This window comes from Planktothrix serta PCC 8927 (genome assembly GCF_900010725.2).
Lineage (GTDB): Bacteria > Cyanobacteriota > Cyanobacteriia > Cyanobacteriales > Microcoleaceae > Planktothrix > Planktothrix serta.
In genome coordinates this window covers 1-22,728 of sequence record NZ_LR734825.1, presented here as the reverse complement: position 1 = coordinate 22,728, position 22,728 = coordinate 1, and the positions used below count along the sequence as shown (strand labels likewise).

Genomic DNA, 22,728 nt, shown 5'->3' with positions numbered 1-22,728 from the left:
AATTTATCAATTGACCCAACTCGTTACATTCCTTACACTTTCCCTGAGACTTTCTCTACAGCCGAGTCTTTCCTTGACCCCATAACGTAACGAATAGCATAACGAATAGCATAACGAATAGCATAGCGGATAGCAAAATGGATAGCATAACGGATAGCATAACGAATAGCAGGAATAGCAAATAAATCAATATGTCTGGACTCATTGCCAAAGGTAAGAAACTTTTCCGTAATCTTTCAGCGAATTCTGACATTTTGGGAGATTTACTCGCCAATAAGCGCAGTATCGAAACCCGTCAAGCCTATGCTAAGGATTTACGAGATTTCTTTAGTTTCATTGCCCATAGTGACCCGACACCGGAGTTAGTTAGGGAATTCCTAGCTTTAGAACAGTTTGATGCTCTGGCCCTGGTTCTCAACTACCGTCAACACTTAATTAACAAGGGTCTGAAAGAATCTACCGTTAACCGTCGTCTTGCTGCGATTAAATCCTTAGTTAACTATGCCCGCACCATTGGCCGTTGTAAATTCACTCTGGCTGATATCAAAAACGAGAAAGTCCGCCGCTACACTGACACTTCCGGTATTCCCACTGACCAAATGAAAACGCTTCTGGAATTGTGCGATCGCTCTACCCTCAAAGGTAAACGCGATTACGCCATCTTCCGGCTGCTCTGGTCAAATGCGTTGCGACGGGGTGAAATTTCTAATGCCAATGTTGCGGACTTGGATGTTGATAACCGTTGTCTGTGGATACACGGTAAGGGTCGCGGCACCGAGAAGGAGAAAATTGAGTTAGGTTTGGCTACCCTAGAAGCGATTCAGGATTGGCTACAGGCTAGGGGACGAGTTAGGAAAACTGCACCGTTATTCTGTACCCTTGACCCCTGTACCAAAGGGCATCGCCTGGGGGGATGGGGTATCTATGACCTGGTGCGCGAGTTTTCCCAGAAAGCGGGTATTTCTAAACCGATGTCACCGCACCGGATTCGACACAGTTCCATCACCGCTGCCCTCGATGCTACGGGTGGAGATGTCCGCCGTGTTCAGAAACTTAGCCGCCACCATGACCTGAATACTTTGATGATTTATGATGATAACCGCAAGAATGCTCAGGGAGAGATTACAAATTTATTAGATGATTTAGTTTGAGGGACGGGGGACGAGGGGCGAGTTTTAACCTAGCCTTGTGTAAATAATTTCAGGAGGTAGTGAGGGATTAACTGGAAATTAATCCGTTGAATTTTTAGTATAACTTGGGATGATAAAAAGCTAGTTCAACATATCATCATCTACCTTTGTATTAAAAACGGCAATATCTGGGTCGAAGAAGATGTTACAAATTTATGTGTTGTCGATGATTTACTATCGGCTGGAATCCCTAAAAATGATATCGTTTTGGGCTTTCATCATCCCAGTAAACGAGCTTTAACTGAATTCGCTACTGCGTGAACCCAAAATTTATAGGAATTCAGGTCGGCATAAGATTATCAAGCCTCAGTTGTAAATTGGGCAATAGAGGAGAAAAAATAGGATCTCCTAAGCGATATTGTTTCTGCTGGTAAACCCCATTCACTAACTGACAGATAGTAAAAGTTGGTTTTTTGGGATTGCCGATAAATTGCATTCCCCCCAAACCCCGAAAATCCACAATCCAGTATTCAGGAATATTTAAAAAAGCATATTCTTCCACTTTCCGTGCATAATCATCTTGCCAATTGGTGCTGACCACTTCAGCAACAAGCTTGATGGTGCTTCCGTTACAAATAACGGGTTCTTTTTGCCAAAGGGGTTCTTGATTCAGTTCTTCTTGATCTAAAACTATCACATCAGGTCGCAGGGCTGTAGCTGAAGCATTCAGAGGTTTAATCAAACAAGTTTTTGGAATCAACCAGTTTAAATTCGCACGAAAAATTTCGACATAAATTCTACCCGCAATATTCCCAGCAACGGCTTCGTGAGGGCCAGTAGGTTCCATGTCTCTGAGTTCTCCATCAATCAGTTCATAGCGTGTATTATCTCCGTATTGGGCGATAAACTCCTCGAAGCTCAGTAGTTTGGGTGGGGTGTAGGTCATCTGTCTCGTGTTTTAATGGGATGTAGCTTAATTGTAAGTTTAGTGGAAGATGAATCTAACTTCTGAATAACGTGAAAAATTTAAACCCCCCTTTAATAGGGGAGTAAGAAATGATTAGTTTTCCGAGGGTAATAGCAGTACACCGCCACTAACATAAAATTTGATTTCAATCAAAGGAAATTTCGTGTATTCAATCTGTTGAATTACAGCAGGTTTTACACCTTCTTTTGGTGTATCTGGCCAGCACGTTAGCACCGCTTGATAGTTGTCTTCAGGCAAAATAAATGGATATTTTCGTTCTCCTTCTCCAACAACAGACAGCACCCAAAGTTGAAAATCAGCTAGGTATTCATCCCGTTTTAGTTGATGTTGATAAGAAGCGATCGCATCAATCAACCACTGCGCTTCAGCTTGTTCTGATAAATATTGAATACCATCAGTGTAAAGTAATCCCGTAAAGTGACGATGCCAAGTTTCAGTTCCTGTGAATTGAGAGAGATCTGATAAAGTGATAGTGTTCATGATTTTAACCTAAAAAACTCTCTCCATAAAGCGGTAGCCCATTTAATTATTGTTGCTAAATTAGGTTCAGTTTCCCTTATTAAAATTCAGGGGGAGCGACCCCCCTAATAACGCAATTACTGTTTAACTTTTGCTGATTGAATCATGCGCTGAATCGGAGGATGACTAAACTGCTGATTTAGGTTTTCTGCTACTTTGAATAAATCTTGATAAGCTTGTTCGACAGTTTGCTGAATTTGTTGATAACAAGCCGCATTGCGATTAACAGAAGTTGCATTAGATTCTTGAAAATGGCTATAAGAATCCTTGAGAAGTTTCTGCATTTCTTGACATTTATCAAAGGCTTGAAACATCTGATTTATTGCCATATTTATTTCAGTTAAAGCTTTCTCGTTCATGGGTTTTTCTCCTTGTGTTAATTCTTGAAAAAAGCTAAAATCATAATGTGTCTAGCAGCCTTAAGAATTGTGAGTTTGTTGTAATTGCGTAATCAGTGATTCCAAAATAGATAAGTGACAGGGTTTAAAGCAAATCACAAATCCGTTATTGCCATTCGGAGCACCAGGACAAACTAAATGTGTAGTGCCATCTTCTGAACTGCTAACTACATAAAGCCAAGTTTGTTCAGTCAGTAAATAGGTTGTATCTATTGAAGTTTTGAGTTTAGATTCTGAATTAGAATTTGTATTTAACATGGAGTTAATTCCTAATAGAACTAACCCCAAGAAGCGGTAGCAAGATTATTTTCAATCCTTCCAATACACCGGAAACATTGCCCCACTCCCATCTAATTCTTCAATTTCTGTTAACGAACGAATTCGTTTTAACTCATCGATATCTAATTCAAGAATTTCAGTAACAGCATCAATTAAATTATCATAAATAGGGGCTTTGATGTCAAGACGATTGTTTTCAATTTTGGCTAGATGTTTGTAATCGATATTGACAGAATGTTGTTGCAGAAGTTGAGCAAATTCTTTTTGAGATAAACCTAAGTTTCTTCTGCCATCTGCGAGGATTTTTCCGAAGGTTGACATGATTAATTTTAAAGCGGGAGCGACCCGCTAATTCCGCTTAATTTAATTTTAATTGCTGACTAATTTGCTGTTGAATTTCATCAGAAACATTCCATAATCCAGGTAGACCCCGAACAGGAATCGGTTTAGGTAGTGGCTTAATATTCGTGAATTCCCAAGCATAACGTCCAGGTTCCCAATACCCAGACACTCGCTCAAGATGTGATTGTTTCTTAATCAGTTCTTTTGTCATCAAATGAATATCTTTCAATGTAGCAATGGCAATGATTTTCCCGAAGGTTGAATTGAAATAAGGTTCATCAAAACTTATTGAATCGTTTCTCAATTCCCAAAGAATATCATAATAATCTTCTAAGGGACTCAGAGGTTCTTTTCCGGCATGAATCGCTATTAATCCTCGATAACTTCGTTGCCAATCACGGGTTTCAAACTGTTTCTTTTTCCAAACTAAGAGACTAGCCCAAGGTTGATGAATGGTTAGAGCTTTCATTGGTGTAAATCTATCTATTACATATTACAAAATCAATGTTAATAAGCGGTAGCTAATTAATTAATCCTTGAAGTTTATTAGCTTCAGACCAAAGCGGTTTTAATTCATCATTTGTCAATTTATCAAGATTGTTAAGGTTGATATAATCAGCTACATAAGCAGCCGTCACATAACTGGTAAATAATACAACATCGTTGCTAATTAAAAAGGGTTCTTTAGGAGATTTACCAATAGCAAAAATATAATCTCCTAGTTCAATAACCTTATAAGTTTTTGTAACCGGAGGATTGATGACTTCTATTTTACCATTTCTTAACTCGTAAGTAGCGTCATCTGAAGGGTAATCGCCGTAAGTAGAAATTAAATCAAGGCAAAATTTACGGATAATTTCGTCGTTATCCTGAGCAGGAGCAAAGCGGGATTGAGATAAGATATTCTGACAATAACCCAAGATTTCCCAAGCCTTATTAATGTTAGCATGGGCTGAAATTAGACGTTTTTCAAAGGAGTTTCTGCTCCTTTTAATGCCTAAATATACAGCATGAGCGTCACTAAATTCAGCAGCAGCTATGAAACATTCAAGATTAAATGTTTTCCCATAATTGGCATCGAGCTTTTTCCGTCTTTTAGCTTCTCCCATGAGATTTTCCTTGAATAAGTTTACAGAAATCGCAGCAATTAATGTGGGAATTCGGTTATCATTAGATTACACCCTCATCAACCCACTCCATCCCGTAGCGATTTAATCACCGGATTAATCACTACGGGATAACATTTTTTATTATCTGCTATGCTATTTGCTATTCTTGCTATCTGCTATGCTATCCGCTATTCTATCCGCTATTCTTACGGGAGTTGCGCTGTTTTTGAAGGGGGACAAGTTTAGGAGATGGCGCATTCGCTGTTTCTGAAGTGGATTTTTGTTGGGCTTGTAAGCGAGTAATGGTTTCGTTAGCGTCTTTGATTTGCGATCGCAACTGTTCCATTTGAGATTCTAAAACCTGCTTTTCACCAACGGCTGATTGTAGGGAGTGAACTTGAGAATGAAGTCCAGATATTTCTCGTTCTCGTGCTTCAAGTTGACCATTGAGTCGGGAAATTTCACCACTGCGTTCTCGGTCTTGGGTTTCTAAATCTGTGAATTGAACTAAATGTTTTTCAGCTTCATTCAGTTTAACTAATAAATCATTCCGTTCTTGGTACAGTGAATCTAATTGTTGACTGAATTTCACGAACTGGAAGATTTACCTGTACTCTGTAATCGCCCCGGTTGTTCCGCAGCTTCTCAGTGGCGAGGGATGGGATTAGATGAACGAGTGAGTCCAGAAGTCTGTCAACTGCTCCATGACTTGAGTGTGGAGGATTGGAAAGTCACCGTTAAACTTCAGTGGAGTCGTGCTAAACAAATTGCTGAACAGATTCATCACTTGGCACAAATAAAGTCTCTCAGGCCAGAGGGATGCGATCGCTCCGAGAACGATGAACGAGAAATTCAGATTCGTAAAGAAAATGTCCAAGCCCAATTAGATAACCGTGTAGAGAATTCAACCGAGAAGTTAATAAAATCCTGATTGTCTAATGCTTTGGGCTTTAAATCCAAGCCTTTCTCACGCAGCGAGATTGAGTTTCTGAGTCGTAGAGATTTGTTAAATGTCAACGAGATTGATTGATTTTTAAACGAATTTAGGCTTAAATTGAAATCACCCACAGGAATCTTTGCGAGGCTTCTGCGGGTGATAAATGTCCATTAAACCAGGGTTCCGAAAAACCCCACTTCATATTATGAATATACTAACACAAACAGGGTGCGGTGCAAGTCTTTCTTTAAAATTCCAACCAGATTTTCTCAAAGAGTCCCATTTCAGCGAATGGCAAGGCTCTGGAGTCCATCAAGATATTATTGGCTTAAACGTTGTTAGTTTAGAAGGATATCGACCCGCCGAGTATTTAATTTATTCGCCAAAACTAAAGCGACTCAACGCCGGAAGAGTCAATAGTTCTACCCTCCGCACCTATCAACACCTGGAAGCTGGGGGCTGGTATTGTCAAGGTCTAGGAAACTGGGGCTGTTTTAAACCTGACCAACCTCGACAGGCTACCGATCTAAAGACGGGAAAAATCAAAGTTGTCAAATACGAACATCCCCCCAAAGTCGCCACCAGCATCTTTCAACTGTCGGTATCTTGGCGTATTGGTCTGAAAATTGCTCTCAAACATGGCTATGGCCAGGAATATTCACAACGGCTACAAGCTCATTGGCGGCTTCCCTTCACTCTTTCCCCGGCGCATTTGCTCAAAGGATACGATAGTTTATTAGATTCCCTACTTTCTCAGGAAGATATCGGGTTTTGGGACTGGGTACTAGAGAATAATATTCCCATTACGATTTGTGAAGGGGTTAAAAAAGCGGGGGCGTTGTTGACGGCGGGTTATGTGGCCATTGGTTTACCGGGTATTACCGGAGGGGTAAGAGTTCAGCGAGATAATAAGGGTTTGAAGCTGCGGAGTTTCCTGCTTCCTGAACTAGAACGCTTTGCTAAAGTTGAGGGACGACTGTTTTATATTTGTTTTGACCATGACCAAAAACGCACCACCCGAATTGCAGTTAATCGAGAAATTCAGAAACTTGGTCAGTGTTTTCAGGGACGAGGGACGAGGGGCGAGGGACGAGGGGAAAATGATTTTCCTCCTTCATCGGTTTGGGTCATCAGTTTACCTGGCCCCGATAAAGGGGTTGATGATTTTATTGTTAATCACGGTGAACATGAATTTGATCAATTATTTACAGAAGCGACGGATTTAGAGTATTGGGCTTATCGCAAAGACTATGAAATTACTTATCCTGCGATTAAACTGAATAGTCGTTATCTCAAATTGGACTTTCCTGAACAAGGATTAGTTTGTGTTAAGTCGGCTAAAGGTACAGGGAAAACTGAGAATTTAATTCCGTTGATTCAAGAATCTATGGATATTGGGCGGAAAGTTTTAGTGATTAGTCATCGGATTCAATTAGGGCGCTCTATTTGTAATCGCTTAGGATTAGTGTGGGTGGAAGATAGACAGGAAAATCCAGAAGATTCTATCTTTGGTTTTGGTTTATGTATTGATAGTTTACATCCTTTGAGTCAAGCTAAGTTTAATCCGTCTGAATGGGAAGATGCTATTATTATTTTAGATGAAGTTGAACAAATTATCTGGCATTTACTTAATAGTTCAACCTGTACAGAAAAACGAGCAATTCTGTGTCGAATGTTTACCGAGTTAATGCAAACGGTTCTCGGTTCTGAGGGATTAATTATTGCTCAAGATGCGGATTTATCGGATTATGCTATTGATTATTTAATAGATTGTGCTGGGTTTAAAGTTAATCCCCAAGTTTATGTTAATGAATATAAGCACAGTCAGCAACGGAAAGTTATTGTTTATAATCAATCAAATCCGTCCCATTTAGTGACTCAATTGTATGAATTAGTTGAGGGACGAGGGGCGAGGGGCGAGGGACGAGAAGATGTTAGTTGTTTATCTTCCTCTCCTATTTTAATTGCTTTGGATAGTCAGAAAGTCAAAGGTAAGTTTTCTTGTATTAATTTGGAAAGTCAACTGCAAGAATCTTTTCCTGAGTTGAAGATTATCAGAATTGATTCGGAAACTGTGGCTGATGAAACTCATGCGGCTTTTGGTTGTATGGAAGATATTAATAATCGAATTAAAGATTATGATATAATTATTACATCTCCGACAATTGGCACGGGAGTTAGTATTGATTTAGTTAATCATTTTCAAGCGGTGTTTGCAATTTTCCAAGGGGCAATTAATGTTAAAGATGCTTGTCAGTTTTTAGCACGGGTTCGAGATTTGAATGTTCCTTGTCATGTCTGGGCGGCGACTTATGGTTGTGGTCAAATTGGTAATCGCGCTAGTAATTGGAAATCTTTATTGGTAACTAAAAATAAGGTTTTTAAACGTAATCTTCAGATTTTACAACAAATTGATTTAAGTTTATCTATAGATTTTGATGAACAATTAACTCCTGAACATACTAAAGTTTGGGCTAAGTTTGCGGCTAGAGTGAATGCAGGTCTATGGCAGTTTAGAAAAACCTTAGTTCGAGAATTAGAAGCGGAAGGGCATCTGATTGAATTGTCTGAGTTTGAGCAAACTTCTTTAGAATGTGAACGTTTACAAGTTGAACCTTTGGATTCGGGTTTGGAAGGGGTTAAGGAGAAACTGCATCATCTTGAACAATCTGCTAAAACTTATTTAGAGAAAGCCACAGAAACTCGGAATGTTAATCAATCTAATTATGCTCAGTTTATTGCTACTCAATTCTTGGTTTCTCGGATGAAATATGAACAACTGAAAAGTAAGCGCCAGAAAACCAAAGATGAATTAGCCTTAGAACGTCATTATGAAATTTCTTATCGTTATGGAGGTGTTGAAGTGACACCGGAATTGGTGTTGATGGATATGAAGGGGGATTATCCGAAGCTACGGTTACATTATTATTTACTGCATCCTGAACTGGTTTCTCAACGAGATCAACAACAGTTACAGAAACAGTTAGAGGCGGGAGAAGGGAAAGTTTGTCTGCAAGATATTAAACTGTTATCGGCACAAGTCCAGGTGTTACAACTGTTGGGAATTGAGCGTTTATTTGACCCGGATGCGGAGTTTACTTCGGAGTCTGAAGAAATTCATGAGTTTGCTGATAAGGTGATTTGCTACAGTCGGGATATGAGGGATTATCTGGGGATTAGTCCTGATAGTAAAGCTTCGCCGATTCGGATTGTTCAGGATGTGTTGAGGAATAAAATCGGTCTATCTCTGAAGTGTGTACGACAGATTAAGTTACCCGACGGCTCCAGACAACGAGTTTATCGCTTTGAATGTCCCCTGTCTCGGTACGATATCTTTGACCAATGGTTAGACCGAGATGGGCAACTCTCCCGTTCACAGGAGGGAACACCGCAGTCTATAAATAATAGTATGGACTGTTCTGTGAGTGATGTTCCTGAGCAGAATCAACCCGCCGGAGAACCACCGGAATTGCTGAAACGGTTTTGGACACAGTTTTGGAATCTGTTTACTCAGCCGAATTGGAAACCCCGACTAATGAAGCTGTTGAAGATTCCCCAGGCGTTGCAATGGGTGGCGGAGGAGTTGCAAACTCAGCCTATTCTGGAGGATATTCTCAAAACCCTTGAGGATTGGTTAGATGATGCTGATAAGGATCATGTCTTTTAGCCTTTTCACCGTAGCGATGCCGTTTTCCTACCTAAATGCCTATTCTGTTTTGGGAAGGGATTAAACATCTAAACATCTCTGCATCTAAACATTTAAACATCTAAGCATTTAAACGGTCAGAAACCTATAAAATAATTAAAGACAGCAGAGCGAGTGATTTGCTGCCTTTGAAACATTTAAACATTTAAACATTTAGATGTCCAGATGATTATAACAATAGCTTCTTTCAAAGGGGGAGTTGGGAAGTCTACCACTGCCCTGCATTTAGCAGTTTATCTACAAAGCAAAGCCGACACTCTGCTAGTGGATGGAGATTTAAACCGCAGTGCTTTAGATTGGGCCAGTCGGGGGGCGTTGCCTGTGAAAGTTGTGGATGAGAAACAAGGGGTCAAGTTTGCCAGACAATTTGAGCATATTGTGATTGATACACCAGCCCGACCCGACCCCGAAGACTTAAAAACGATTGCGGAAGGATGTGATTTACTGGTGCTCCCCACTTCTCCCGATGCTTTAGCAATCCGAGCTACCTTACAAATGGTCGATGCTCTGCATAGTCTTCAGAGTAATTATAAAATCCTTTTGACTGTGATTCCTCCCAAACCGAATCGTAGTGGCTCTGAAGCCCGACTCGCTATTCAAAAAGCCGGACTTCCAATTTTTCAAGGGGGAATTAGACGGTTGGCAGTGTTTCAGAAAGCCGCCTTAGAAGGAATTTCTGTTGGCCAGGTCAATGATCCCTACTCCAAAGCTGCATGGCAATGTTATCAACAAGTTGGACGGGAGATTCTACCATGAGCCGTTTTGATGATCTGTTTAATGTCGCTAAAGGCAAAGATGCCACAACACCAACACCGCCAGACAATTTACCCAGTTCCGAAAAACTCAGCAAAAGCAAAGACCCCAACTATGTCCGAACTACTATTTACCTTCCACGAGAACTGCACCGGAAGCTCAAAACCCAAGCCACAATGGACGGTGAGGAAATGAGTCAAATCATTGAACAACTCATTGACCATTGGTTATCTAAACATTCAGATGCTTAAACATTCAAACATTCAGATGCTTAAACATTTAATTGCTCTGTAGACTGTTTTATCTTCTATGCTTCAAGTCTGCACAATGCGAGTAGACAGCGCGACCCAGTTACCGAGTTGGAGGTTAGCGGCGTTAGTCTCAGGATCATGCTGAATCAGAACGTGACGACCAATCAGATGCAGGTCAGATTCTGCACTATTGAGAATGCAGTGCCAGAGTGCCACATGAATTAGATGATCGAAAACCAAGCCATGCAGAGTGCGCCACAGTTCCACCGGATGCTCAGGAGGTTGGACAGAATAGGAGCCATCGGAATAACGAATCAAGAGTTGCGGGAGGTTTCCGAAGAATGTTTTTGTCCAGTACGTTAAGGTGCGTTTCAAGATTTTCTGCGGTGCGTTGAGTTTCTGTTGAGTGTACAGATGTCGAGTCACTTCTGAAAGGGTCAGCTTCTCTCCAATATCTGCACTACTGAGAGTTTTAAGGGTAAACGGATAATCCGACTCACTGGGATAGAGAAGCGACTGTGTTGTTGTTGCTAATGCTTGAATTAATTGAGCTTCCGTTAAAGTTTTCGGATGGAGAATGACTGTCATATTTTGCTAAAAACTCATCAAAAAAAGTATAATTTAATCTCACCCAAATCGAACCCAAATGTCCCCCGATCATTTATCAACAAACTCTTCAGATTTATTCTTTTCAGAAATTCCCTTAGCTGTGATAGAATGGGATTTAGATTGTCGTGTAAAACGTTGGAATAATCAAGCTGAGAAAATCTTTTTCAGCAAGCCCTAGATAAAAGGGGAAGTAGTAATTTAGAAGAACAACAAGCTCTAATTACTCCCATTTTAGAGCTATTGAAAGATTATGAAATCATTCTACTGGGAGACCGAGAATTTGGAAGTGTGAAACTAGGGCAATGGCTCTGTCAGCAGCAAGTCAAGTTTGTTTTAAGAATTAAACAGGAGCGTTATATTCAATCAGATGGAGAGGATTACACTCGTTTGTCTGAGTTGGGTTTATTGCCAGGAACTCGTTTTTACTTGAGAGGTGTTAAAGTCACTAAACAAAAAGGGTTTGGTACATTTAATATCGCAGCTTATTGGAAAAGAAAATACCGAGGTAAAGCCGAAACTGAAGGTTGGTATTTACTAACAAATCTCGGAGATTTACAGCAATCAATTACAGCTTTTAAATGTCGAAGTGGGATTGAGGCGATGTTTAAAGACTGTAAAACAGGGGGTTATAATTTAGAGAAAACCCAGGCGAGTACCCAACGTCTAAATAAGTTGATTTTACTGATTGCTCTAGCGTACAGTTGTGCTATCTTTCAAGGTCAAGCCATTAAGTGTAAGGGAATTCAGAAATATATAGGTCGGCTTAAAGAAGAAAAGCGTTCACAACGCCGTCATAGTAGTTTTTGGATTGGCTTATATGGTCAATCTTGGATAATAGGAATGGAATTTTTTCGAGATATAGTGGAGGAATTAATCCAAATTAGACGCAACAAACTTCCCTTTTTCCAGAGGGGGTTGAGGGCTATGTCCTTGATTTTATCTAGCTTTTAACGGGGTTGTCACCCCGTCAGGTGGTGGAGTTGGATGATTTCCAAATTAATCAGCATCTTTTAATCTAATCTTTTGAACAAGCTCTGGATTCGGTGTTGAGGGTTTGGGGTTTAAGGTTAAAATATAACTGTAGAGTTGGGAGAGTTTGAGGATGGCTTTAACAATTACTGATGAAGCGTTAGAAAATATTCAGGTTTCGGCTGAGAATCGAGAAAAAGCTTTACAAAAAGCGAAACAGGGGTATGTTATGGCTTTATTGGAGATAGGAGAAATTAGCAGTGGTAGGGCTGCAAAAATTCTGGGGGTTTCTCGGTTAGATATGATTGAAATTATGAATAAATGGGGGATTTCTATTTTTGATGATTCGCAGGAGTTGGAGGAATTACGTCAAGAAGTTGAACAAGCTGAATTGATTTTGAATCCCAAAGGTTCTTAAATGATTATTGTGTCTGATACAACACCTATTAGTGAGTTAGCCAAGGTTGAACTTCTTGATTTATTGCCTCAAATTTTTGGGAAAGTGGTGATTCCACAGGGGGTATTTGATGAATTACAGACAGGTCAGCATCCCGCCGCGAGTTTGGTGCAGAATTTGGCTTGGTTGGAGGTTGTAACGGTCAATAATCAGCAGGGAGTTGAGGAGTTACAAAAGTCTTTTAATTTAGATTTGGGAGAGTCAGAAGCGATTGTTTTAGCGGAAGAAATTGGGGCTTCTCAGTTATTGATTGATGAAAAGGCGGCGCGTAAAGTTGCTATAGCTCGAAAGTTACCTTTAATTGGAACTGTGGGGATTTTAGTATTAGCAAAGCGTCGGGGTTTATTGGGTAGTGTTAAAGATGTTTTAAATCAAATGCAGGTAAAGGGAACAAGAATTTCAGAGCGGCTTTATGGACAAGTTTTAACTTTAGCTGGGGAAATGGAGGGGGAATAATGGTAAATTCACCGTGTTGGATTTCCATAATAAAGGGCATCGTCTCAGTGGAGAAGCGATAAGGAAGTTATTAAGTAAGTGGTCATAATTAAAGTTAAAATACTAAATACTGTAAGTTGTTCAGGATCAAGGTTTTAGATTTTAGTTTGTTGACGTTATTTATACCCATTTACTTAACAGTTTTAATGGTTTTAAATAACGAAGCTGACACCAATCGCGTGCGACATGAAGTTATCTACTATGTCGTAGGAACGATAATATTGCTAAAAATTAGCTGGAGCATATCTTTTGTATTTTTCGTTCTTTACGATGAGTGTTACGGTAATCTTGCAGCCAGTCACAACCGCGATCAAGTAATGAGTTTAATCCTTCAATATCCCACCTCTGGATTATGCCATTGTCTCCTGCGGCTACTATTTGCTTACCATCGGGAGTAAAACTTACACTTACAGTTTTGTCCCAACTTCCCTTAAACTCAGCAACTTGTCGTCCATGCCAGTCCCAAACACTTACAATCCCTTTATCTCCTCCGGTTGCAATCAGTTTATCATTCTGATTTAGACTAAAACCAACTGTTGTAATGCCAGAGGTTTCTAATGGGATTTCCTGATTTTCTGATAAATTCCACAATTTTACGGTTTCGTCACCTCCTACAGTGGCAATAATCTGTCCATCATGGCTAAACTTCACACTCCTGATTCCATTACTATTTGTATTCCAAATTTTATTTTTAATCTGTTCTCCTGACAGGTTCCAAAGTTTTACGATGCTATCTTCTGCTCCAGTGGCAATAATCTGTCCATCATGGCTAAAACTTACACTTCTTACTTTCTTTTCAAGCTCGTTCAATTTAGTTTCAATTCCTGAAAATTCCCAAAGGCTGGCTTTGCCATCTTTTTCTAGAGTGACACAAACTTTATCTGAACCGAGAATTATAGCTATAACACTAGGACGAGTTTTTAGCTCATTACCTAGTTGCTTCCCTGACAAATCCCACTGTCGTACTATGCCTTTCTTATCTAAAGTAGCAAGGCGTTTCTTATCGGGGCTAAGACTAATACTTATAATATCTTGCGGATTTCCCTCTAGCTCTGTTTCGTCTAATGTGTTCTTCACAAGTCAGAACTATTTCACGCAGTTTTTCAGCAAGAATTTGCTCATCTTCTGTCCAGGCTGATATTTCGTTAGCGATATTATCGGGAACTAATTGTTTCTCTACCCAATTTAAGGTGAAAACTTCTTGATAAAGCCGATTATAAACTTTTAACTTTCCTTGCTGTTTTATTAATAATCCTGCTTTTAGCAATTCCAATTGTGCAAGACTATCATCAGTTGTAACTTCACCCCGTTCTAAAATTTGTCGATAGATTATTAGACGTTTACGAATAAAATGATCTTCCTTTGAAAAGGAATCTCCTATATTTTTAAAACGCTTCTTAAAATGTTCTATCATCTTAAACCTCACAATCTTGTATAATATTTTGTACTAAATTATCAACGTACTTTACTTCTGCTTCCTGACCTTCTGGAATATCTGAGTTATCAGTTAAGACCAGTTGAAAAAGTTTCTGCGTAAGAACAGGATGCCCATTTGTCCATTCCCATATTCTTGAAAGCAAAACTTTAGGATCTATATCTCTGAATTTTCCCTCTATTTTTTGGACTATGGGCTGCACTTGGGGTGGCGAAGGATTATTCAGATTAGTTCGCCACCCCCCAGTGATAGACTTGTGGTATTTATATTCATAACCATCAGGAATAGCTGCCCCTAACATCAGAAAAGTAAGTCGTTTATAATTTTTATTATTCCGGCGTTGTTCATACCAGTCTCGAATAATAGTAAAAATTTCTTCTGTGAACTTTAAATCATCAAATATACTTTCAATTTTATCGAAAATAATCACTAAGTTCTTGTCATGTTTATGATGAAGAAGTTGACATTGCAAGTATTTTTTAAATAAACAAGCATAAGGAACATCTTCTTTATATTCTCCTTTTGTTTTATTCCACCACTCTTTTGCACGATAATCTAAGCCAAATTTCTTTTCAATTATCGCAACTACTTTACTGTACCATTGACCACGCCATTGAAAATCAAAATCTGATGCTTTTCTATTACTATCTATTTGTATAGGATCGATAACAGCGTAGGGAATGTTATTGTTTTTAAAATATTCTTGAATTTTTATCAATAAATTTTCCTTTGTTGTTAATGGAGAACTCAGCATATAACAAAATTCTCCAGCTTTCAAAGCCTCATATATTTCTTGTTCAATTGGCATTATGTTGTTATCGGCTAAAGTTTTGTCAACCCAATCTTGATTAAAAATTTTCTCGTAAATTTTGTTATAAACTTTTAACTTACCATCTTTTTCTACAACTAAACCCGATAGTCGGAGTTCCATTTGTTCTCGACTATTATCATTAGCTACTATTTCTCCTTGTTGCAAAATTTTCTGATATATCTTTAGTAGGTCATGAGAAGGAAATTTTTTACTATTCAGAAAACGATCTCGAATTGTTTTCAGATGAACTGGTTGATCTTGGGATTCCCAATTATCAATCAATTTAGTTTGTACTAAATCCTCAATCTGTTCTACTTCAGTCCCGACGGCAATAGTAATTTGTGACTCTACAATTTTTTGACACAGCTTTTGAGTTAGAAAAGGTTGCCCTCCCGTCCAATCTAACACCTGTTGTATCACTGCAACAGGGTTTTCTACTTTTTCTGGTAATCCTCTAGTTAAAGGCGCAACTTTGTTTTCATCAAATTCAATACCATTAAGTTTAATAGATTTACTAATGTTAAATATATTGGTTTTATCTTGAGCCAATTCGTAGGGAGTGGCTACTCCGAACAATGCGAAAGTAATGCGTTGGAAAGCTGGATTATTATTGCCGTCGTGACATGACTTAAGTAAGGGTAAAAAATCATCGGTGAATTGAAAGTTCAGCAAGTGATCTGTTTCGTCAATAAAAATGATAATTTTTTCTGCTACTTTTTTTAGTAATTGATCTTCAATAAAATGTTTCAATCGATTCACAGGAGTCAAATAATCGTGTTGACCCAACCAATCCTTTAGATTTACCTTTAGCTGAAAACCACTATTTAGCCCACTAATTACTCCTGCGTACCAGTTTTGTGCAGTAGCATCAGATTTTCCAGCTTGCGATAAGTCAATCGCAGTACAGGCGAAACCTTCATTTTTTAGCTTTTGCATTGTTCGTCCTATTAAGCTAGACTTGCCCATTTGTCGGGCATTCAGCACATAACAATACTCTCTAGCTTTCAATCCCTCATACAAGTCTGTATCAGCTTGTCGCTCCACATAGCAAAGCTGCTCGACTGGTATACTCCCGCCAACTTTGTATGAATAGTTTTTATTTTCTTCATTACTCATTGAATAACTCCAAGGTTTTAGTAAAATACTGACGATACAAATTGCAACGGACAGTTCCTTCATTACTGCCTTGTAAATTTACCAGCCCCATACTATTTAGTTTGAAAGCTTGCATCTTCTCTAGTTTCACTGCATTGTTTGTAGCCAGAACTGTTCTCATTGCATCAGTTAGTTCAGGGTATTGTTCAAGTTTCCACAAAAGTCGTCGTAAATGCTCACCGTAAATTCCTTTGTCTGTTGGGGCAGTTTCCAATAGTTGTTCAAGGTTCATATCATTCTTTGCAAGTCGATCAAAAGCCAGTCGTAATAAATAGGGATGCCCGCCCACTATTCCTATCAAGGGTTCCAGTTTGCTGTCATCCCAATCAAGTTGACACTGCTTGGCTAAAGCCCTCACCTGATCTAGGTTGAAATCCGGTAACTCAATTGGTAAACCCACGTTAAACGGTGATTGATAAAAACCTAAGTCTATATAAACTTCTGTGGAATATACCAATATCAATCGTAGTTTTTTCCATATTTCGCTATTATTTAGATTTTCATTCCAAACCCGGAGGAGGGCAAAAAAGTCAGAAGCAATTGGGGTGTGTGGAAAAATACGATCCACTCGATCTAAAGCCAATACCAGTGGACAGTTTATTTGAGCTAACAGATAGTCCTCAAAGTAAACCGTACAGTTATCGTTGCTTGTAAAGTTGTCATCCCAGTAATCAGCTACCTTATTCGGTAGTCGTAGCTGTCTGCTAATGCTCCCACAGAACCAACGTAAGAACAGGTCTTTGTCTGTGAAAATTTTTTCCTCTGCTAGTTGAAAACTCAATGGCACTGTTCGATAGTTCTGCTCTCTTGCCCGATACAGAATCCTTGCCATTAACTTAGTTTTGCCCATTAACTGAGGTGCTTTAATCCGAATTAGGGCAGTATTGGGGTTCAAAATAGCATCGTAACACTGTTGTTCAATGGGGGGACGCTCTATATAAATATCAGTAGGTTTTCCTGGCGGCAATTCTGGCTCTGCCGCAGGTGAGGGGCGAGTATCAGGGTTTATTTGTATAGGCTCTATGAGGGGTAATGCTTCTACTGTAGCTTCTAGGCTTGTTGTATCACCTTGCTCTAGTAACTTTTCGAGAATTTGTTGGAGAATAGGAGAAGTATCGTCAGGCGATCGCCATTTTAGATACTGGATTCCGTATAGATAACCGCGCAAATCATGGTTCAGTGAATTCATCTCACAGTTAACCAAGATCGGTAAAATCACTGGCTTTCGATTTTTTCGTCCATCGCGCAATTCCTTAGCTCGTCGTACCTCCTCCATAATCATTTCACTATTGGCTGACTGGGGTGAGAATATTACCAGAAAGTAATCACAGGCGTTAATTTCTTCGTCAAGGCGCTGAGGCCATTTATCTCCTACTTTAAGAGACTTATGGGCCATGAACACTTGATATTTGGCTTTTGTCAAGCTTTCATATAACTTTTCAGCAAGACTCAAATCTGGCTCCTGACTGCGATCGCTGATAAAAACTCTGGCGTTAGGTATTTCTTTCTTCCTTCCTATTAGCCGTTTGGATTCATCTGTATGACCTTGTTTGAAAACCCAAGAATTTATTATGGTTGAAACCACATTAGCTATTGTTGATGCAATAAATGACATTATAAATTCCATGCTTCAAGCCCTTTAAACTAAAGTTGTGACTCTAAACTGGCAGTAAAAATAATCTAAACTGAGAGAAAAAATAATTATACTTAATTAAAGAGGCGATCTCAAGAGTTTTCCTAGTTGATGAGATAGGATATTAGTATTTTATTTAGAACTCATATAAGTTCGTCTTATTTTGTAGTGATTGATACATAAATTAATATTGCCGATTTTCTTCACAAGTACCTGCATGGTCGGCGTCACCGTTATTACTCACTATATAAGCTGTCAGCTTGAGAATTATTATTAAAATCAAGTACCCCCTTCTCTTCTAGTTTCCATTCCTGTCCGTTAGGTAGAATAGAAACTCTAGCGGGTTTTTGTAGTATAAATTCTCGGTTCTCCCCTTGTGCGTAACTCTGACACTCAAATAACGATTGAATAGTATTAATATTATAGGGATTGATTTTGAGCTTGCTTTTGGGAAGTAGCCAATAAGTTCCATCTTCCTTACCTATTATCCAGTAGTTACCATTGCGACTTTCTATTAGCAGTATATTCTCTTTTACGGTAGAAGATATGTGTTCTTGGTTGATTGAAACTTTTATAGCTTTTTGTGACAATAAACTGGGTATGGTATTATAAGCATTAATTAATTCTGCTTCTGAAAAATCGACCCAACTTCTATCAATAGTTTCTAGTGCGCCAGTTATTTCTATAGCATTTTGCAAAATTTTTGATGTTTCTTCATTAGATAAAAGTTTCTCTATTAATTGTAATTTTGGTTCATTATATTCAATAAAATTATTGATTTTAGAAATATCTTGTAGAGCTAATTCAGAAAAACTTTTTTGTTTTTTTAAAATATAGATTTCAAATTTTTTTCTTTGTCTTTGAGAATGTATACCAATATATAAACAAGTTGAGATTGCTAAGTACCTAAACAAAATTAATTACATATTCTTGACCTAAATTATCAAGGACTTTTTTCAGATATTTAATTAAGCTTGACCAATTCGCATAAGCATCGACTTCAATCCATTCATATTTAATAAATTTCCATAAGATTTCAATTAAATTTTGCTTGGGTGAGTAGGTAGGTAGCCAAAATAGTTTTAAATTCTTTGGCTCCCATTCGGATAATTTCGAGAGGAAGCGATCGCTGGTATGAATTGAAGCTTGATCGAGAACAACCACCGTAGGTTTAGTGAGATTTTCACTGAATTTATCTAAAAAATTAATCACCGTTTCACTATCAATTGTTTGGAGGTGAATTTCCGAAAATAATTCATTTCTACAATTCATTAATCCCAGCACATTTATTCTTTTACTTTGAGAACTTTTGAGAATTATTGTGGAATTTTTCTCTTGCCAACCATAAGGAATATACGGGGTCAAGGAAAATCCACTTTCATCTAAATATCTTAAATCAATTTCTCCTTTTTTATCTTGTTCTTTCAGCTTCAATAATTCCGGCATTTTCACCTCTAACTCCCAATCATCAGGGGTTTTACTTAATCCCCGTTTCATTCTTTTCCAAATCATATTCAACTTTTTTATAATTCTTTTTATGGTTTCTTTACTCACCTCAATTTCCCACTCTTTATAAACTTTTATGACCACTTTATTTAGACTTTTAGGTTCGGCTTTTACCCACTCTTTTACTTGTGCTATTTGTGCCGGGTTTAATTTCGCTTTTCTGCCTCTTCCTTTTTCATTATATAGACCGACAAATCCACTTTTTTCCCAGCGAGTTAACCAATTATATAGAGTTTTTCGGCTGACCCTGAATATTATCATTAATTGCTCAGGAGAAAACCCCTGATAAATCAGGGTTATACATTGGGCTCTATTTCTGACTTGAGGAAATTTACTGGAGCGACTTATTCTGTTTAAAAGATTTAACATTTCGAGATTGATTTCTTTAAGTAACATCATAGATTTTCGAGATTTAGAGTGTTTTTTTATTATAAATCATTATTTTCTAGTTATGTAATTAATTTTGTTTACTTACTTATTAAAGACACTAACAAACTAACGCCAGAAATAGACGCAGATAAAAGTTTTGATTTCTTTAAATTACCTGTTAAATTTTGTGAATTGTTTTGAATTTCTTGCTTGAGTTTTTCTTCATTATTGTTTAAAATTGTAATTTGTTTTTCTAAATTTTCAACATTTTCTTTGAATTTGAGATTTTCTTGTTGTGATATAGTCAGTTGTGACTGTAAACTATTAATTTTTATGTTTAACTGATTGCGGTCTTTTTCTAAAGCTTTTATTTGATTAGAAAGGGCTTGAAATTCAGGATCTGAAGATAGGGGTGGGAAAGAGGGTTCTGAAGACTCTAGTGTAGGACTTAAACTAGGGGTAGAAGTGGGATCTTGTGCTTCTGCTATTTCCACCTTTGTTAATAGACAGGGTATTAATAATAAAATCAGTAAATCTCTAGGAAATTTAATTTTTGCCATTTGTTTATCCTCCTTTATACACTTTTCCAAATCTTAATTGTATGATCTCGGCTGCCACTGACGAGGATGAGTCCAACATCTGACGACGATAGGTTGCTATCAGAAGAACTAAAGGCGACTTCATAGACTTCTTTTGAATGTTCAGTTAAAGTACAAAGCGGTTCACCCGTAGTGAGTTTCCAGAGTTTTATGGTCTTATCTTCGCTCCCACTGGCGAGAGTTTGTCCATTGGGACTGATAGCGACAGACCAAATCCTTCCTGAATGTCCGACTAAGGTATTTTGCAATTCCCCAGTGTTCAGGTTCCACAGCTTAATGGTGTTGTCGCTGCTCCCACTAGCCAGGGTTTGTCCATCGGGACTAATAGCGAGTGATAAAATTTGGCTTGAATGTCGGTTAAGGGTGTAAAACAGTTGACCTGTATGCAGATTCCAAATTTTGATGCTATGGTCAGCACTGCCACTGGCGAAGGTTTGTCCATCGGGACTAATGGCGAGGGCTAGAACTGCACCAGTATGTCCACTCAGAGTACGAAGGAATTCTCCAGTTTGCAGATTCCAAATTTTGATGGTGTTGTCACGGCTGCCACTCACGAGGGTCTGACTATCAGGGCTAATAGCAATAGAACGAATCCAGTCTGAATGCCCTGTAAAAGTAGTTTTCTGTGTCGTAAATAGGTTCCAAATCGTGATGGAATTCTCATCACTGCCAGCGACAAGCATTTGTTGATTTTGACTAATTGCAATGCAGTTAAATCTTGAATATCCAGTGAGTCTGCCAATCTCTTTTCCTGTGTTTAGTTTCCAAAGTTTAATCAGTTTATCAAAACTTGCACTAATGAGAATCTGGTTATCGGAACTGATGGCGAGCGCTTGTACTGCTTCTGTGTGTCCTATTAGAGTTTGCAACAGTTTAACGCTTTCCCAAGATGCAGAATTTGATACAGAAGCGGCTGATGTATCAGCAGGAATTGTTAAGTTTTGAGCAATTTCTCGTAAATTGTTGGATAAATCATTAGGGTATTTTGGTTCTTCTGGTTGTATAATTGTTTCTGAAATATCTAAATTTTCATTGGTTTCTTGTTTTAAATTATTCTCGACTTGTTTAACTTCCGGTAGAATTAACTGTTTGATATCAAGCTGCATCTGTTGATGTTCTTCATAGAGTTGTTTGAATTCAGTCAGTAGCTCTCTACGTTCTTCTTCTGTTTGTTGGATTTGCTGCTGAAATATCTCAAATTTTGTTTTAAGTAACGATAAGAGTTCCTGTTCTTTTTGTGCGGTGAGTTGAAAGAACTGTTGTTGAAGTTGGGAGATTTGTTGAGTCAATTGCTCGATTTGAGATTGACTTTTTTGATAGTTTTGATTAAACTCTTCTAAGGAAGTTTGGAGTCGCTCACGCTCTTGGTTGGTCAGTTCTAGTGCAGATTGCAGTTGAGCGGACTGAGAACCATTACTTAAAAATAAAATACCAAGTCTTTCTAGTTTCCACTGCTGTCCGTTAGGGAGTAGGGAAACTAAAGCAGGTTTAATCAGGGTGAATTCAGTAATGTTTTCTAAGGGTTGTTCTGAAAATCTAAATAAGGATTTAAGGCTTTTGAGTTTATGGATGTTAATTTTTAAATTCTTTTTAGGTAATAGCCAATAGTTACAATTATCTTGAGCAATGATCCAATAATTAGTATTTCCTGACCTTTCTAAAAAGATTTCTCCATTCGTATTTCCTCGGTAACTATCGGCTGTTAAGGTAACTTCTATAGCGTAGCTAGTCAACAGTTGAGGAACATCCTGATAAATTTCAACTAACTTTTGGGTTGATAAGCTTAATTTTTGAACTTCTGGAATTTCTAACGCTCCTGTAATTTGCACTCCATTTTTAATAGGATTCGGATGTTTTTCTAACTCCCTAGACTGTTCTAGGGAATTTAATCTATTTTCTAAGTTGTGGAGTTTTTGATTGAGTTGCTCTAAATTTAAGTTTAAATCTGTCATTGGCTTGTCCCCTCTAAATTATTGTTAAATTAATAAAATTGAAGAATACCGAGTTGAGATACCTGCCATTTTTTTCCTCCATCACTAGAATAGACTTGGGCAGGTTTAAGAAGTTTAAACCCTTGGGAATTTGAAGAATATCCCTCACACTCAAATATATATTGAATCGTCTCAAAATTATATTGATTAATCTTGAGACTGTATTTAGGAATTAGATAACAAACTCCTCCACTTTCCCATACCCAATAACTGCCATTTTTTTTCTGTTCGAGAGCTATTGGTTGATTACTTCCCATACGGTTTTTATTAAGACTATCTTCCCTAAC

General features: G+C 38.2%; 26 protein-coding genes and 1 pseudogene. 9 read left to right on the top strand and 18 right to left on the bottom strand.

The window, feature by feature from the left end:
• Positions 1-191 precede the first annotated feature (191 nt).
• A complete protein-coding gene (locus PL8927_RS01620; RefSeq protein WP_083616893.1) occupies positions 192-1,151 on the top strand; it encodes a tyrosine-type recombinase/integrase in 960 nt (319 codons plus the stop codon).
• Positions 1,152-1,241: 90 nt separating this feature from the next.
• Positions 1,242-1,451, top strand: a complete 210-nt coding sequence (locus PL8927_RS01615) for an element excision factor XisI family protein (RefSeq protein ID WP_083616915.1) — start codon at positions 1,242-1,244, stop codon at positions 1,449-1,451.
• Between the two features lie 19 nt (positions 1,452-1,470).
• Here the strand turns inward: PL8927_RS01615 and PL8927_RS01610 are convergent, their stop codons facing one another.
• From PL8927_RS01610 to PL8927_RS01575, 8 genes are all read right to left on the bottom strand, one after another.
• Positions 1,471-2,076, bottom strand: coding sequence for a Uma2 family endonuclease (locus PL8927_RS01610; protein ID WP_083616891.1), 606 nt, complete (start codon positions 2,074-2,076; stop codon positions 1,471-1,473).
• Between the two features lie 114 nt (positions 2,077-2,190).
• Entirely contained in the window at positions 2,191-2,598 is a 408-nt protein-coding gene (locus PL8927_RS01605; protein WP_083616889.1) for a DUF6876 family protein, read from the bottom strand.
• Between the two features lie 116 nt (positions 2,599-2,714).
• Positions 2,715-2,996 (bottom strand): hypothetical protein, encoded by a 282-nt coding sequence (locus PL8927_RS01600; protein ID WP_083616887.1) that lies wholly within the window; start codon positions 2,994-2,996, stop codon positions 2,715-2,717.
• 60 nt (positions 2,997-3,056) lie between these two features.
• Positions 3,057-3,293, bottom strand: coding sequence for a hypothetical protein (locus PL8927_RS01595; protein WP_083616885.1), 237 nt, complete (start codon positions 3,291-3,293; stop codon positions 3,057-3,059).
• A 51-nt stretch (positions 3,294-3,344) separates the two neighbouring features.
• On the bottom strand, positions 3,345-3,635 hold the full coding sequence (locus PL8927_RS01590; RefSeq protein WP_083616883.1) for a helix-turn-helix domain-containing protein: 291 nt from the start codon (positions 3,633-3,635) through the stop codon (positions 3,345-3,347).
• A gap of 37 nt (positions 3,636-3,672) precedes the next feature.
• Positions 3,673-4,125 carry an ASCH domain-containing protein gene (locus PL8927_RS01585; RefSeq protein WP_083616881.1) on the bottom strand — a complete coding sequence of 151 codons (453 nt, stop codon included), beginning with the start codon at positions 4,123-4,125 and terminating at the stop codon, positions 3,673-3,675.
• A gap of 52 nt (positions 4,126-4,177) precedes the next feature.
• Positions 4,178-4,765, bottom strand: a complete 588-nt coding sequence (locus tag PL8927_RS01580; protein WP_083616879.1) for a hypothetical protein — start codon at positions 4,763-4,765, stop codon at positions 4,178-4,180.
• A 193-nt stretch (positions 4,766-4,958) separates the two neighbouring features.
• Positions 4,959-5,357, bottom strand: coding sequence for a hypothetical protein (locus PL8927_RS01575; protein WP_083616877.1), 399 nt, complete (start codon positions 5,355-5,357; stop codon positions 4,959-4,961).
• Between PL8927_RS01575 and PL8927_RS01570 the strand changes: the two genes are divergently transcribed.
• From PL8927_RS01570 to PL8927_RS01555, 4 genes are all read left to right on the top strand, one after another.
• A complete protein-coding gene (locus PL8927_RS01570) occupies positions 5,343-5,696 on the top strand; it encodes a hypothetical protein (protein ID WP_083616875.1) in 354 nt (117 codons plus the stop codon). The genes PL8927_RS01575 and PL8927_RS01570 overlap by 15 nt on opposite strands.
• A 211-nt stretch (positions 5,697-5,907) precedes the next feature.
• Positions 5,908-9,369: a plasmid replication protein, CyRepA1 family gene (locus tag PL8927_RS01565; RefSeq protein WP_197047284.1), complete on the top strand. Its 3,462-nt coding sequence runs from the start codon at positions 5,908-5,910 to the stop codon at positions 9,367-9,369.
• 204 nt (positions 9,370-9,573) lie between these two features.
• Positions 9,574-10,164 (top strand): ParA family protein, encoded by a 591-nt coding sequence (locus tag PL8927_RS01560; protein WP_083616871.1) that lies wholly within the window; start codon positions 9,574-9,576, stop codon positions 10,162-10,164.
• Complete coding sequence (locus PL8927_RS01555; RefSeq protein WP_083616869.1) at positions 10,161-10,412, top strand: hypothetical protein; 252 nt, start codon at positions 10,161-10,163, stop codon at positions 10,410-10,412. Before PL8927_RS01560 ends, PL8927_RS01555 begins: the two co-directional genes overlap by 4 nt.
• A 63-nt stretch (positions 10,413-10,475) precedes the next feature.
• Here PL8927_RS01555 and PL8927_RS01550 read toward each other — a convergent pair whose 3' ends face one another.
• Positions 10,476-11,000, bottom strand: a complete 525-nt coding sequence (locus tag PL8927_RS01550; protein WP_083616867.1) for a nuclease A inhibitor family protein — start codon at positions 10,998-11,000, stop codon at positions 10,476-10,478.
• Between the two features lie 201 nt (positions 11,001-11,201).
• Here PL8927_RS01550 and PL8927_RS01545 point away from each other — a divergent pair.
• The 3 genes and pseudogenes from PL8927_RS01545 to PL8927_RS01535 form a co-directional block, all read left to right on the top strand.
• Positions 11,202-11,972: pseudogene (locus PL8927_RS01545) on the top strand (IS4 family transposase); the annotation flags it as partial.
• Positions 11,973-12,123: 151 nt separating this feature from the next.
• Entirely contained in the window at positions 12,124-12,408 is a 285-nt protein-coding gene (locus PL8927_RS01540) for a UPF0175 family protein (RefSeq protein WP_083616863.1), read from the top strand.
• Complete coding sequence (locus tag PL8927_RS01535) at positions 12,409-12,903, top strand: DUF3368 domain-containing protein (RefSeq protein ID WP_083616861.1); 495 nt, start codon at positions 12,409-12,411, stop codon at positions 12,901-12,903.
• A 270-nt stretch (positions 12,904-13,173) separates the two neighbouring features.
• On the opposite strand, the gene PL8927_RS01530 is transcribed toward PL8927_RS01535, so the two are convergent.
• The 9 genes from PL8927_RS01530 to PL8927_RS01490 all read right to left on the bottom strand — a co-directional run.
• Positions 13,174-14,019: a WD40 repeat domain-containing protein gene (locus PL8927_RS01530; RefSeq protein WP_083616859.1), complete on the bottom strand. Its 846-nt coding sequence runs from the start codon at positions 14,017-14,019 to the stop codon at positions 13,174-13,176.
• Positions 13,958-14,356 (bottom strand): hypothetical protein, encoded by a 399-nt coding sequence (locus tag PL8927_RS01525; RefSeq protein ID WP_083616857.1) that lies wholly within the window; start codon positions 14,354-14,356, stop codon positions 13,958-13,960. The genes PL8927_RS01530 and PL8927_RS01525 overlap by 62 nt, the downstream gene beginning before the upstream one ends.
• 1 nt (position 14,357) lies before the next feature.
• Positions 14,358-16,304, bottom strand: coding sequence for an AAA-like domain-containing protein (locus PL8927_RS01520; RefSeq protein ID WP_197047282.1), 1,947 nt, complete (start codon positions 16,302-16,304; stop codon positions 14,358-14,360).
• Positions 16,297-17,958, bottom strand: a complete 1,662-nt coding sequence (locus PL8927_RS01515) for an AAA-like domain-containing protein (RefSeq protein WP_083616913.1) — start codon at positions 17,956-17,958, stop codon at positions 16,297-16,299. Before PL8927_RS01515 ends, PL8927_RS01520 begins: the two co-directional genes overlap by 8 nt.
• Before the next feature lie 254 nt (positions 17,959-18,212).
• On the bottom strand, positions 18,213-18,890 hold the full coding sequence (locus tag PL8927_RS01510; RefSeq protein WP_083616853.1) for a hypothetical protein: 678 nt from the start codon (positions 18,888-18,890) through the stop codon (positions 18,213-18,215).
• Positions 18,883-19,881 carry an IS630 family transposase gene (locus tag PL8927_RS01505; RefSeq protein WP_083616851.1) on the bottom strand — a complete coding sequence of 333 codons (999 nt, stop codon included), beginning with the start codon at positions 19,879-19,881 and terminating at the stop codon, positions 18,883-18,885. The genes PL8927_RS01510 and PL8927_RS01505 overlap by 8 nt, the downstream gene beginning before the upstream one ends.
• Before the next feature lie 68 nt (positions 19,882-19,949).
• On the bottom strand, positions 19,950-20,411 hold the full coding sequence (locus PL8927_RS01500) for a coiled-coil domain-containing protein (protein WP_083616849.1): 462 nt from the start codon (positions 20,409-20,411) through the stop codon (positions 19,950-19,952).
• Between the two features lie 14 nt (positions 20,412-20,425).
• On the bottom strand, positions 20,426-22,402 hold the full coding sequence (locus PL8927_RS01495; RefSeq protein ID WP_083616847.1) for a WD40 repeat domain-containing protein: 1,977 nt from the start codon (positions 22,400-22,402) through the stop codon (positions 20,426-20,428).
• A gap of 29 nt (positions 22,403-22,431) precedes the next feature.
• A partial coding sequence (locus PL8927_RS01490) for a hypothetical protein (RefSeq protein WP_231505880.1) occupies positions 22,432-22,728 on the bottom strand: 297 nt, incomplete at its 5' end.